Origin of the sequence: Dietzia maris (assembly GCF_036287335.1) — a bacterium.
GTDB classification, from domain to species: domain Bacteria; phylum Actinomycetota; class Actinomycetes; order Mycobacteriales; family Mycobacteriaceae; genus Dietzia; species Dietzia cinnamea.
In genome coordinates this window covers 1626524-1638102 of the sequence record NZ_CP143053.1, presented here as the reverse complement: position 1 = coordinate 1638102, position 11579 = coordinate 1626524, and the positions used below count along the sequence as shown (strand labels likewise).

14 protein-coding genes are annotated in these 11579 nt (G+C 70.9%); 7 read left to right on the top strand and 7 right to left on the bottom strand.

Annotated elements, in window-relative coordinates:
- Positions 1–4: 4 nt before the first annotated feature.
- Positions 5–940: a hydrogen peroxide-inducible genes activator gene (locus VYL96_RS07495; protein ID WP_131886319.1), complete on the bottom strand. Its 936-nt coding sequence runs from the start codon at positions 938–940 to the stop codon at positions 5–7.
- Positions 941–1093: 153 nt separating this feature from the next.
- On the opposite strand from VYL96_RS07495, the gene VYL96_RS07490 reads away from it, so the two are divergent.
- The 3 genes from VYL96_RS07490 (at position 1094) to VYL96_RS07480 (ending at position 3339) form a co-directional block, all read left to right on the top strand.
- Positions 1094–1690 carry a peroxiredoxin gene (locus VYL96_RS07490; protein ID WP_063973061.1) on the top strand — a complete coding sequence of 199 codons (597 nt, stop codon included), beginning with the start codon at positions 1094–1096 and terminating at the stop codon, positions 1688–1690.
- On the top strand, positions 1687–2211 hold the full coding sequence (locus tag VYL96_RS07485) for an alkylhydroperoxidase, AhpD family (RefSeq protein ID WP_007628757.1): 525 nt from the start codon (positions 1687–1689) through the stop codon (positions 2209–2211). Before VYL96_RS07490 ends, VYL96_RS07485 begins: the two co-directional genes overlap by 4 nt.
- Before the next feature lie 501 nt (positions 2212–2712).
- Positions 2713–3339 carry a DUF2189 domain-containing protein gene (locus VYL96_RS07480; protein WP_165928529.1) on the top strand — a complete coding sequence of 209 codons (627 nt, stop codon included), beginning with the start codon at positions 2713–2715 and terminating at the stop codon, positions 3337–3339.
- 135 nt (positions 3340–3474) lie between these two features.
- On the opposite strand, the gene VYL96_RS07475 is transcribed toward VYL96_RS07480, so the two are convergent.
- The 4 genes from VYL96_RS07475 to dut all read right to left on the bottom strand — a co-directional run bounded on the left by VYL96_RS07475 (position 3475) and on the right by dut (position 6204).
- Positions 3475–4212 carry a DUF3159 domain-containing protein gene (locus tag VYL96_RS07475; RefSeq protein WP_082904445.1) on the bottom strand — a complete coding sequence of 246 codons (738 nt, stop codon included), beginning with the start codon at positions 4210–4212 and terminating at the stop codon, positions 3475–3477.
- Positions 4199–4606 (bottom strand): OB-fold nucleic acid binding domain-containing protein, encoded by a 408-nt coding sequence (locus VYL96_RS07470; protein ID WP_131886318.1) that lies wholly within the window; start codon positions 4604–4606, stop codon positions 4199–4201. The genes VYL96_RS07475 and VYL96_RS07470 overlap by 14 nt, the downstream gene beginning before the upstream one ends.
- 31 nt (positions 4607–4637) lie before the next feature.
- Positions 4638–5561, bottom strand: coding sequence for a DUF3710 domain-containing protein (locus VYL96_RS07465; RefSeq protein ID WP_131886317.1), 924 nt, complete (start codon positions 5559–5561; stop codon positions 4638–4640).
- Positions 5562–5721: 160 nt separating this feature from the next.
- Positions 5722–6204, bottom strand: a complete 483-nt coding sequence (gene dut, locus VYL96_RS07460) for a dUTP diphosphatase (RefSeq protein ID WP_061229548.1) — start codon at positions 6202–6204, stop codon at positions 5722–5724.
- Positions 6205–6255: 51 nt separating this feature from the next.
- On the opposite strand from dut, the gene VYL96_RS07455 reads away from it, so the two are divergent.
- The gene (locus tag VYL96_RS07455; RefSeq protein WP_061229549.1) at positions 6256–6762 is read left to right on the top strand and encodes a DUF3093 domain-containing protein; all 507 of its coding nucleotides are present in this window, start codon (positions 6256–6258) and stop codon (positions 6760–6762) included.
- A 25-nt stretch (positions 6763–6787) separates the two neighbouring features.
- Here VYL96_RS07455 and VYL96_RS07450 read toward each other — a convergent pair whose 3' ends face one another.
- Complete coding sequence (locus VYL96_RS07450; protein WP_007628750.1) at positions 6788–7090, bottom strand: DUF4193 domain-containing protein; 303 nt, start codon at positions 7088–7090, stop codon at positions 6788–6790.
- A 201-nt stretch (positions 7091–7291) separates the two neighbouring features.
- Between VYL96_RS07450 and cei the strand changes: the two genes are divergently transcribed.
- Entirely contained in the window at positions 7292–7930 is a 639-nt protein-coding gene (cei, locus tag VYL96_RS07445; RefSeq protein ID WP_007628749.1) for an envelope integrity protein Cei, read from the top strand.
- On the opposite strand, the gene VYL96_RS07440 is transcribed toward cei, so the two are convergent.
- The gene (locus tag VYL96_RS07440; protein ID WP_007628748.1) at positions 7920–8855 is read right to left on the bottom strand and encodes an inositol monophosphatase family protein; all 936 of its coding nucleotides are present in this window, start codon (positions 8853–8855) and stop codon (positions 7920–7922) included. The two genes, cei and VYL96_RS07440, sit on opposite strands and share 11 nt — an antisense overlap.
- A 195-nt stretch (positions 8856–9050) precedes the next feature.
- Here VYL96_RS07440 and ppgK point away from each other — a divergent pair, with 195 nt between their 5' ends.
- Complete coding sequence (ppgK, locus tag VYL96_RS07435) at positions 9051–9896, top strand: polyphosphate--glucose phosphotransferase (protein ID WP_061229552.1); 846 nt, start codon at positions 9051–9053, stop codon at positions 9894–9896.
- Positions 9897–10010: 114 nt separating this feature from the next.
- Entirely contained in the window at positions 10011–11429 is a 1419-nt protein-coding gene (locus VYL96_RS07430; protein WP_131886316.1) for an RNA polymerase sigma factor, read from the top strand.
- Positions 11430–11579 lie beyond the last annotated feature (150 nt).

Sequence of the window (11579 nt, the reverse complement as noted above, 5' to 3'; positions counted from 1 at the left end):
GTCGTCACACGGGGAACGCGCCGAACTCCTGCGCGGCCACGTCGGCGACGACGCGACCGAACTCGGCGTAGGCGTCCGCCCCGGCGGTCGCGGTCCGCAGCACGAGACCGATCGTACGACCGGGCACCGGGTCCGCGAACCGCGCCACGGCGATCCCGGGGTCGCGCGTCTCCGGACCCACCGCGGATTCGGGCACGATCGTCACGCCCAGCCCTCCGGCGACGCACCGCACCGCGGTGGTCAGGGACGCGGCGCGGGACTCGCCCCGCCCGAGCACGGGCGCGGAGACCCGGCGGCACAGCTCGACCGTCTGCTCGCGGAGGCAGTGGCCCTCGTCGAGCATCAGCAACGGCTGGTCGACGAGGATCTCCAGGGGCAGGCCCTCGCGCCCGGCGAGCTCGTGGGACGCCGGCACGAGCAGGGCGAACGGCTCGGAGTAGAGCGGCGTGGCGGCGACGCCCATCGCGTCGGTCGGGACCGCCATGATCGCGAGGTCGATGACGCCGCTGCGCAGCCCGTCCACCAGTCGGGACGTCTGGTCCTCCACCACCCGCGGCGTCAGGTCCGGGAACCGCTCCCCCAGCGCCGGGAGCAGGCCGGGCAGCAGGTACGGGGCGACGGTGGGGATCACGCCGATGCGCAACGACCCGAACAGCGGCCCGTCACTGCCCGCGGCGGCGTCGGCCACCGCGTCCATCGCGGTCACCGCCGCGCGGGCGTACGGCAGCAGGCGGTGCCCCGCGGGCGTGACGAGGACGGACCGCGTACTGCGCTCGACCAGGTGCAGACCCAGTCCGTCCTCGAGCGTCGCCAGCGCCTGGGACAGGGAGGGTTGACTCATGCCGAGCTCCTCGGCGGCACTGCGGAAATGCAGGCGCTCCGCCACGGCGAGGAAGACCCGGAGCTGCATGAGGCTCGGGACGAACCGCTGATCAGCCATGCCGATCAGTGTACGGCCGTCGATAACCAGAAGTCGATGATTATTCGCGCATGCCTATGAGTGATCTATGTCTCATCGACTTTACCTCTCACAGGGAGTGGGGCATAGTCGGGCCTGGCCGTCCGACTAACGCCAAACCCTCAGGAGGATCACATGGCTCTTCTCACCATCGGCGATCAGTTCCCCGACTTCGAACTCACCGCGCTGAAGGGTGGTGACCTCAAGGAGGTCAACGCGCAGCAGCCCGAGGATTACTTCGAGACGATCACCAACCAGTCCTACGAGGGCAAGTGGCGCGTGATCTTCTTCTACCCGAAGGACTTCACCTTCGTCTGCCCCACCGAGATCGCCGCCTTCGGCAAGCTCGACGAGGACTTCCAGGACCGCGACACCCAGATCCTGGGCGGCTCGATCGACAACGAGTTCGCGCACTTCAACTGGCGCGCGACCAATGACGAGCTGAAGACCGTGCCGTTCCCGCTCCTGTCGGACATCAAGCACGAGCTGATCCGCGCCCTCGGTGTCGAGAACGCCGACGGTGTCGCCGATCGCGCGACCTTCATCGTCGACCCGGACAACGTCATCCAGTTCGTCTCGGTCACCCCGGACGCCGTCGGCCGCAACGTCGACGAGGTCCTGCGTGTCCTCGACGCCCTGCAGTCGTCCGAGGTCTGTGCCTGCAACTGGCAGAAGAACGATCCCACCAAGAACATCAACAAGATGGACATGCTGCAGGAGGGCATCAAGTGAGCATCGAGAACCTGAAGTCCGGACTCCCCGAGTTCGCCAAGGATCTCAAGCTGAACCTGGGCTCGCTGGCGCGGTCCACCGAGCTCAACGAGCAGCAGCTCTGGGGCACGTTCCTCGCGACCGCCGCCGCGACCCGCTCGGCGACCGTCCTGTCGGAGATCGCCGACGAGGCCCGCCAGCACCTGTCGGACGAGGCGTTCAACGCCGCGCTCGGCGCCGCCTCGATCATGGCCATGAACAACGTGGCCTACCGCGCCAAGGAGTTCCTCGGCGACGACTACACCCAGGTCCGCATGGGCCTGCGGATGAACATCATCGCCAACCCCGGCGTGGAGAAGGCCGACTTCGAGCTGTGGTCGATGGCCGTGTCCACCATCAACGGCTGTGAGAACTGCACCGCCGCCCACGATGACGTCATCCGCAAGGAGGGCGTCACCAAGGAGCAGGCCTGGGAGGCCGTGAAGATCGCGGGCACCATCGCCGGTGTCGCGCAGGCCGTCGAGATCGACGCCAACATCTGACGCTCACCTCTCCGGTGACCGTAGGGCCCCGCTGACGAGAGTCAGCGGGGCCCGGTGTGTTTCCGCCGAATGCCTCATGGTCCGCGAGTTGGACCTCGTGCTCACGCCGCTGCGCAACTAGGTTCGGCAGGAGAGCCGTGGAAGAGTCCCGCGGCACCGAGCGATGGAGACGGCGATGACCACCGGAGGCACCCCACCCGGGGACGGGTACCCGAACGACCCCTACGGTTCCGGACCGGACCGGAACAGGGCCCCTACGGCGACGCGGGCTACGGCCAGCAGGCTTACCCGGGCCAGGGTGGCTACGAGCCGTACCCCGGGCAGGGCGGTGGCTACGATCCCTACCCCGGGCAGGGATACGGACAGCCGGGTCATGAGCAGCCGGGTTACGGCCAGCAGGGATACGGCCAACCGGCCTACGGACAGCAGCCCTACGGCGATCCGGCGTACGGCGGCTACGGCCAGCCGGGGCCGGGCGGGGCCCCGGCCATGGTCGGCCGGGTGTCCCCGACCGGCGCGGTCAGCGCCGGCTGGCAGATGTTCAAGAACAACCCGGTCCCCTGGCTGCTCATCACCCTGGCCAGCGGTGTGGTCAGCGGGATCATCAGTGCGTTCTCCACGGACGAGTCCGGGGCCGTGATGTTCATCGCCCAGGTCCTCTCGTTCGTGGTGAGCCTGCTGCTCCAGGCGTTCATCGTCCGCGGCGCCCTCCTCGAGGTCGACGGCCACAGGCCGTCGTTCGGCGACTTCTTCAAGCTGCACAACTTCGGATGGTTCGTGGTCGCCGCGATCCTCGTGGGCATCGCCACCTTCGTGGGTGTCTTCCTCCTCATCGTCGGCGCCTTCGTCGTCGCGTTCTTCCTCTACTGGACGCAGTACTTCGTCGTCGACCGCAACATGACGGCCACCGACGCCATCGTCTCGAGCTTCCGCGCGATCAAGTCGGACGCGGGCAACCTGCTCGCGCTGGCGCTGCTCAACGTCCTCATCATCATCGCGGGCACCCTGGCACTGCTGGTGGGTCTGTTCGTGGCCATCCCGGTCACCACGCTCGCGTCGGTGTACGCCTACCGGGTGATCACCGGCCCGAGCGAATTCTCCCGCGCCGCGACCGCCGCCGCCGCCTGATCCACCGCCGCCCGATACGCCACCGCCTGATCCGCGGTAACGGCGGCGACGTGCCCCTGAGATGACGACGCCCCGACGGCCGAGTGGCCGTCGGGGCGTCGTCATTCCCGGCGCGGTGTCATTCCCGGCGCGGTGTCATTCCCCGCGCTCGGCATCTCCCGGCGACTGCCCGGCGACGGGGTTCTCCGCGTCCTTCTCGTGGGCCATCGCGCGACGGACCGCCCACACGGTCCCGACGAACGCGACCAGCGCCAGTGGCCAGCCCATACCGATACGCGCGGCGCCCAACCAGTTGACCTCGTCGTTGAGGTACAGGACGTATTGCAGGACAGCCCGGATCGCGAACAACGCGGCCCAGAAGCCCGTCGCTACGGTGTACCACCGGCGGGCGGGCGGGATCCGACGCCAGGCCATCCCCTTGCCGTCGAGGAAACCCCAGATCACCCCGACGAGAGGCCACCCGGCTATCGCCGACAGCGCGAACGCCGACCCGTACACGGCCTGGGTGATGATGCCGTAGAGGAAGTACCCCTTGGCGTCTCCCGTCCGCCAGGCGATGAAGACACAGATCGCCACGCCGATGAACCCGGAGATCGCCGGCTGTGGGTTGTCCCGGCGTCCCAGGGACCAGGCGAGCATGGCGACCGCGACGCCGAGGGCGCCCCAGATGGCGGCGGTCAGGCCCCAGAACGCGTTGACGGGGACGAACGTGAGGACGGGGATCGACGAGAAGACGAGCCCCCGGACACCGCCCATCTGCTCGAGCACGGACGCGTCGGGATCCCCGAACGCGGTCTTCCGGCTCGCCACCGACTGCCGCCCGGTGCCAGCGCCGGTATCCGACTCCCCCGCTGCCTGCTCAGGCTCTGTCACGCGATTCCTCCCCGGTCCTGCACGGCTGCCCGTCGAGCAGCTCGTAGCGCGGGTTGTACATGATCCTGCGGCCGTCGCGGATGCCGACCCGGCCCGTCACACGGATGAAACGACCGGTGTCGATCCCGGGGATCGTGCGCCGTCCGAGCCAACACACCTCGATCGCGCCGGTCCCGTCGAACACCTCCGCGGTCATCCCCAGGAAATCCGATCCCCCGCAGGAGAGCACGGTCCGGATGCGCCCGGTCAACGTCACGCGGTCCCCTCGCGCGACATCCGCGACGTGGGTGCACCCCGTGCGCTGGACGCGCACGGCGAGATCCGCCGCGTCGAGGGCCTCGACGGGGTCGGTGAGTCGGGCGGTCAGGTCCCGCAGGACCCTGGGGAAAGGCATGGTCAGATCTCCCTCGGCCGACCGGTTCCGGTCACAGGTCGTCGTCCGCGCCGCGGAGCCGGTCCATCGCGCTCCCGTCCCTGCGGGGCGTCGCGGTGCCACCGGTCGACGACGCGGCCGTTGCGCCCGACGACGGGGTGGCCTGACCGCCGCTCTGCGGAGCCGCGGCGGCGCCGGCGGACGGCGCAGCCGCCTGTGGGTTCGCGGACGCCGCCTGCGGGTTCGCGGGCGCCGCCTGCGCCCCCGCCTGCGCCGCCTGGCCGGCCCGACCCTGCTGGCCGGCCGCCATCTGCTGCTGGTACGCCTGCGCCTGCTGCTGCGCCGCCTGCTGGGACCGCGCCTGGGTGAGCGCCTGCTGGATCTCGTCCGGGATGGTCAGTGGGAGCTGCTCCCGCACGGGCATCGGTCCGTCACCGCGGTTGATGAGGAGGTGCCGGAACACCTCCCGCCCCTCCTCCGCCGCCTGGTCCGCGAGCTCAGGCGTGGCCATGACCCGGACCTCGGCGGTCCACCGGTTGCCGTCGACCCCGATGGCGCGGAAGACCGCCCCGGGCAGCACGGCGACGAGTTCGCGCCCCCAGGGACCGTCGACCACCGAGACGTCGGCGCCCTGCTGTTCGAGCTGCTCACGCATCCCGGCCACCATCGTGCGCCACTGTCCTGCCGACTTCGGGGCGGCGAACGCCCGCGGGATGACACGTGAGACCTGGGTGACGACGTGGAACTCGGGCTGGCCGGCCGGGTCGAGGGCCACGTTCAGATCGCGGCCCTGCGGCACTCCGATGACGAGCGACCCCAGGTCGATATGGCCGTAGCCGAGGGCCGTGTAGTACGCGCGCACGTCTGGAACGGACGAGCGGTCGTGCGGCCCCGTCGACGAGGGTGCCTGCGACTCCGCCTCGGTGGACGCGGCGGCGTCGCGGGCCCCGGTCACCGGCTTCTTTCGTCCGAACATGGTGGAAATCCTCTCGGAGTGCGACCCGGCCCCGGACGGGACCGTCGCGGACGACGCTACCCAACGGCGTCGCCGCCGGTCAGGTCAGGCGCGATGGTGGTCTGTCTCCCTGGGTGTGAGGGCGGTGGTGGTCTGTCTCCCCGGGCGTGAGGGCGGCCGGTCAGCTCAGGCGGTGGTGGCCCCCGGTCGAGCCGTGGCCGCCGTCCCCGCGGTCGGTCTCGTCGAGATCATCGACCTCCACGACGTCCCACAACTCGACCCGCTGGACGAGGAGCTGTGCGATCCGGTCACCGCGCGCGATACGGACGGGTTCGGCCGGATCGAGGTTGATGAGGTTCACCTTGATCTCCCCCCGGTATCCCGCGTCGACGGTCCCGGGTGCGTTGACGATGGACAGTCCCGCCCGTGCCGCCAGGCCGGACCGTGGGTGCACGAGGCCCACGTACCCGACGGGCAACGCGATGGCGACTCCCGTCGGCATGAGGACACGGTGTCCGGGTGTCAGGTCGCAGTCCTCCGCGGCGTGGAGATCGATCCCGGCGTCCGCCGCGTGCGCCCGGACAGGCAGCGGGAGTCCACTGTCCAGCCGTCGTATCCGGAGCACCTCGCCGGTACCGCTCACCCCGGCCGATCCGCTCACCATGCCGCCGCCCTCCTGCCGGGCGTCGCCCGGTTGCTCGATAGTCTTGATGTCGTGTCCGACGAAGATCTCCGCCCCCCACCCGATCGCGCGCCGCGCCCCGTCCACTCCGAGACGCTGCGGGTCCCGGTGTGGTGGTGGCTCCTGCTCGCCGCGGTCACCGTCGTGGCGGTCGTCCTGGCCTTCACGGCCGGCGCACGCTGGTGGATGTGGCTACTCGTCATCGTGGTCCCCGCCCTGCTCGCCTGGCTGTTCGTCTCGCTCGGCCGCGAGAGGATCGAGGTCGAATCCGACGGTCAGGGCGGAGGGACACTGTACGCGGGCCGCGCGCGCCTGCCGTTCGACGCGATCGCCCGCAGCGCGGTCGTTCCCGCGACGGCGAAGCAGGCGGCGATGGGACGGCAGCTGGACCCGGAGGCGTTCGTCGTCCACCGCGGGTACATCCCGACCATGGTGATCGTGGTCCTCGACGACCCTCTGGACCCCACGCCGTACTGGCTCATCAGCACGCGCGACCCCGAGGGGCTCGCGGCGGCGCTGCCGGACAACCACTACAGCTGACCGGCGGCGCCGCCGCGCGCGGTGCTCAGCCCGCGCAGTCCACGCAGATGGCCATGCCGTCGCGCTCCTCGGCGAAGCGGCTGCGGTGGTGCACCAGGAAGCACTCGCCGCACGTGAACTCGTTGTCCTGCTCCGGCACAACCCGCACCGTGAGCTCCTCGCCGGACAGGTCGGCACCCGGCAGTTCGTAGGACTCGGCGGTGTCCGTCTCGTCGACGTCGACCTCGCCGGTGGCTCCCTCCGCGCGCCGTGCCTTGAGCTCCTCCAGCGAATCGCCGGTGAGCTCGTCTGCCTCGGTGCGGCGGGGAGCGTCGTAGTCGGTTGCCATGAGTCTCTTTTCTGGGTCTGTGTGGGGGGTGCCCGATTCGGCGGTGGACCGACCGGCGCACGCATAGTAACGGAATCTCCCGCCTTTTTCATCCAGCGGTCACGTCCGTGTTCCGGGCGGGATCGCCTGCGCCCGACGTTTACAGTGGAGGGCCGGGTCCCATCGGGGCCCGCAGCCCGTTCACCTGCAGGAAAGGCCCTCATGGTCGTCCATCTCAGCACCCAGGCGACACCGAGCCCGACCCCCGCGCGGGGGTTGACCCGCCTGCGCTCGCCCTACGTCCTGTTCGTGGTCGTGGTGCTCGTCCTCGGTGCGCTCGTCTGGGCCGCGGCACTGCGCGGAGACGACGCCGCCACCCAGGCCGTCGCCTGCCCGCTCCCGCCGGCGGCCGAGGAGGCGGGCCTCGAGGAGGAGTCCGTGGACGCCCTCGATCAGGTCGCGCCGGCGCTGCTCGCCGACACCCGCATCCGGGTGCTCAACGCGAACGGCCAGAGCGGGCAGGCCGGTGCGGTCGCCGCCGAGCTGGCCGAGCGCGGATTCCAACCGGCGGGCTCGGACGCGATCGGCAACGACCCGGTCTACGGGCAGGCCCTCGAGTGCCACGGTCAGATCCGCTACGGCGAGGCGGGCCGGGCCGCCGCCCGCTCGCTCTCCCTCGCCGCGCCGTGCATGCAGCTGGTGACCGACGGCCGCACCGACGGCACCGTCGACCTGGCGCTCGGCACGACGTTCTCCCGCCTGTCCGATTCCACCGCCGCCGTCGGCGCGCTCGACGAGCTCAAAGTGGGTCGCCAGCCCATCTCCTCCGAGCTCGACGCCGCGCGCGCCGTCAGCTGCTGAGCCGTCCGGTCGCGCCCGCGAGCGCGGAGAGGAACTCCGGCGCCACGCCGGGCGTGGCGCCGGTGGTGGGCACGGCGTCGTCCTCCGACACCGCCACCACTGCCCCGGCCTCGGCCGCGATCAGCGCGCCCGCCGCGTGGTCCCAGTATTTGAGCCCGCGCTCGTAGTAGGCGTCCAGCCGGCCGGTGGCCAACATGCACAGATCCAACGCCGCGGACCCGCACCGGCGGATGTCACGGACCCGCGGGAGCAACTCGGCCACCACGCGGCCCTGCTCCGCCCGGATCCCCGCGTCGTAGGCGAACCCGGTTCCGACCAGGGCGAGCGACAGGTCCGCGCAGTCCGACACGCGCAGCGCCGTCGTGGTGCCGTCCGCCTCCCTCAGGGCCGCGCCCCGGCCCGAGCCCCCGCTCCAGGTCTCCCGCGTGACGATATTGTGGACCGCCCCCGCGACCACGACGCCGTCCACCTCGGCGGCCACCGACACCGCCGTGAACGGGATCCCGTACAGCAGGTTGACCGTCCCGTCGACGGGGTCGACGACCCACCGGACCCGCGGCTCGCGCGCACCGGCGATGTCCCCGTCCGTCGGCACGCCCCCCGGATCGCCCGGGGTCTCGTGCGTGTCGTGCGCGACCTCCCCGCCCTCCTCGCCGAGGACCGTGCCGCCCGGGCGGGCGGCCGCGATCTCCCGCCGCAGGTGCTCCTCCACCGAGGTGTCGATGACGGTCACCGGATCGGTCTCCGACGACTTGGACCGCGAGCCCAGCCCCTGCGAACCCGGCCCCCGCGAGTCGAACTCGGCCAGCATCCGCCGGGCCACGTCACCGCCCGACACCGCCACCCTCTCGGCCAGCTCCCGTAACCCGTCGACGAACTCCGGGCCGGTCCGGCCGGCCTCCTCTGCTGCTCCGCTGGACGTCATGTGCCCCTCCTCGTCGTCGTACCCCTCCGGGGCCCGTACTCGGACCCGCCGGACGGGCGCGGCGGTGAACCCGCCCCGGGGCCCGCCGGACCGATACGCTGGCCCGCGGGCGCCCGACGCCCATCGTGCCCCGACGGCCCGGGCACCTGACAACCGACGCCGTGCCCCGCACGGTCCACCCCACGGGAGCCCCACATGTCCAGCCCCTCGCCCCTCTCCGCCGTCCCGCCGACGGAGACGCCGACCGGACTCGGCGTGGACGTCGGCGGCACCGGCGTCAAGGTGGGGCTCGTCGACCTCGCGCGCGGGGAACTCATCGGCGACCGGCTCGTCCGCCCCACGCCCCAGCCCGCCACCCCCGACGCCGTCGCCGCGCTCATCCGCGAGATGGTCGCCGAATTCGACTGGCGCGGCCCGGTGGGCGTCGCCCTCCCGAGCGTCATCCACGAGGGCGTGGCGCGCATCGCGCACAACATCGACCACTCCTGGATCGGCTGCGACGTCGTCGACCTCTTCGACCGGCACCTACCGGGCCGCACCGTCCTCATGCTCAACGACGCCGACGCCGCCGGCCTCACCGAGGTCCACTACGGCGCCGGTGAGGGCGTCGACGGGCTGGTCATCCTGCTGACGTTCGGCACCGGCATCGGCTCAGCCCTCCTGCTGGACGGCAGGTTGCTACCCAACACCGAGTTCGGCCACCTGATGGTCGAGGACATCGCCGGGCGCGGTTTCGACGAGGCCGAGCACCTGGCCTCCGCCTCCGTCCGCGCCCGCGACGGACTGAGCTTCGAGGAATGGGCCCCGCACGTGTCCAACGTGCTGCGCGCCATCGAGGACCTCCTCTGGCCCCGCGCCTTCGTCCTCGGGGGAGGTGTCAGCGAGGCCGCCGACCAGTGGTTCCCCCTGCTCGAGAACCGCACCCCCGTCCGCGCGGCCGTCCGGCGTGGCGACGCCGGGATCATCGGCGCGGCGCTCTACGCCGCAGGTCACTCGGGGGTGCTCGACCTCGGCCGGGTCCTGCCCGACGTGGGCGTCTGACCCGGGCTAACTCCGCCGGATGCAACCCTCCGGACAGAATCTCGTTACAATGGCGCAGGCCGGGAACACGTACCGGCCGGGGACGGGCCCGGTACCGCAAGGCGGACGGCTCGCATGTCTGCAGACCAGGCGGCATCGATCCCCGATTCCCATCGAGTAACCGGTTGTGAAGGGGCGTTTGTGGCAGCCACGAAGACCACCAATTCGGATTCCGCGGCGAGCGGCGATCCGTCGGCCACCGAGGTCACTGGCGAGGCCCCCGCCAAGAAGACCGCCGCGCGCAAGGCGCCCGCGAAGAAGACGGCGGCCAAGAAGACCGCCGCCAAGAAGACCGCGGCCAAGAAGAAGGCCGCCAAGAAGACCGCCTCCCCCGCGGGCGCCGACGTGGTCGAGGACGACCAGTTGGAGGACGCCGGGGATTCTATCGAGGTCGAGCCCGACACGTCCGAGCTCGAAGACGTCGAGGTGGATGTCGAGAGCGTCGAAGACGAGCAGGCCGACGAGGAGACCAAGGCGGAGCCCAGCGCCAAGGACAAGGCGTCGGGCGACTTCGTCTGGGACGAGGACGAGTCCGAGGCCCTCCGCCAGGCCCGCAAGGACGCCGAGCTCACCGCCTCCGCCGACTCCGTCCGCGCCTATCTCAAGCAGATCGGCAAGGTCGCCCTCCTCAACGCCGAGGAGGAGGTCGAGCTCGCCAAGCGCATCGAGGCCGGCCTATACGCCACCTGGTACATGGCACAGGTCATCGAGCGCGGCGAGAAGCTCACCACCGCGCAGCGCCGCGACTTCAAGTGGATCGAGCGGGACGGTGTGCGCGCCAAGAACCACCTCCTCGAGGCCAACCTCCGCCTCGTCGTGTCGCTGGCCAAGCGCTACACCGGCCGCGGCATGGCGTTCTTGGACCTCATCCAGGAGGGCAACCTCGGCCTCATCCGCGCCGTCGAGAAGTTCGACTACACCAAGGGCTACAAGTTCTCCACGTACGCCACGTGGTGGATCCGTCAGGCCATCACCCGCGCGATGGCCGACCAGGCCCGCACCATCCGCATCCCGGTGCACATGGTCGAGGTCATCAACAAGCTCGGCCGCATCCAGCGCGAGCTGCTCCAGGACCTGGGCCGCGAGCCCACCCCGGAGGAGCTGGCCAAGGAGATGGACATCACCCCGGAGAAGGTGCTGGAGATCCAGCAGTACGCCCGGGAGCCCATCTCGCTGGACCAGACCATCGGCGACGAGGGCGACTCGCAGCTCGGCGACTTCATCGAAGACTCCGAGGCCGTGGTGGCCGTGGACGCCGTGAGCTTCACCCTGCTGCAGGACCAGCTCCGCTCCGTGCTCGACACGCTCTCCGAGCGTGAGGCCGGCGTCGTCCGGTTGCGCTTCGGCCTCACCGACGGTCTGCCGCGCACGCTCGACGAGATCGGCCAGGTCTACGGGGTCACCCGTGAGCGCATCCGTCAGATCGAGTCCAAGACCATGTCCAAGCTGCGGCACCCGTCGCGCTCGCAGGTCCTGCGGGACTACCTGGACTGACTGGACTGACAAGACCGCTGCAGCGGGCCTTCGCCGGACGACCGGCGGGGGCCCGTTCTCGTCTGTGCGGACCGGCTCAGGTGTGCCTTCCGTGTACACCGCCCTCTGCCATCGCGCGTCCTCCGGCGCGGCACCCGACCCCGGAGTAGG

Coding starts and splice junctions, on each gene's coding strand:
- VYL96_RS07470 (WP_131886318.1), bottom strand. CDS start 4,606: ATGCCTTTCCCCAGGGTCCTGCGGGACCTGACCGCCCGACTCACCGAC.
- VYL96_RS07490 (WP_063973061.1), top strand. CDS start 1,094: ATGGCTCTTCTCACCATCGGCGATCAGTTCCCCGACTTCGAACTCACC.
- cei (WP_007628749.1), top strand. CDS start 7,292: ATGGTCGTCCATCTCAGCACCCAGGCGACACCGAGCCCGACCCCCGCG.
- VYL96_RS07440 (WP_007628748.1), bottom strand. CDS start 8,855: ATGACGTCCAGCGGAGCAGCAGAGGAGGCCGGCCGGACCGGCCCGGAG.
- ppgK (WP_061229552.1), top strand. CDS start 9,051: ATGTCCAGCCCCTCGCCCCTCTCCGCCGTCCCGCCGACGGAGACGCCG.
- VYL96_RS07495 (WP_131886319.1), bottom strand. CDS start 940: ATGGCTGATCAGCGGTTCGTCCCGAGCCTCATGCAGCTCCGGGTCTTC.
- VYL96_RS07465 (WP_131886317.1), bottom strand. CDS start 5,561: ATGTTCGGACGAAAGAAGCCGGTGACCGGGGCCCGCGACGCCGCCGCG.
- VYL96_RS07450 (WP_007628750.1), bottom strand. CDS start 7,090: ATGGCAACCGACTACGACGCTCCCCGCCGCACCGAGGCAGACGAGCTC.
- VYL96_RS07430 (WP_131886316.1), top strand. CDS start 10,011: ATGTCTGCAGACCAGGCGGCATCGATCCCCGATTCCCATCGAGTAACC.
- dut (WP_061229548.1), bottom strand. CDS start 6,204: ATGGTGAGCGGATCGGCCGGGGTGAGCGGTACCGGCGAGGTGCTCCGG.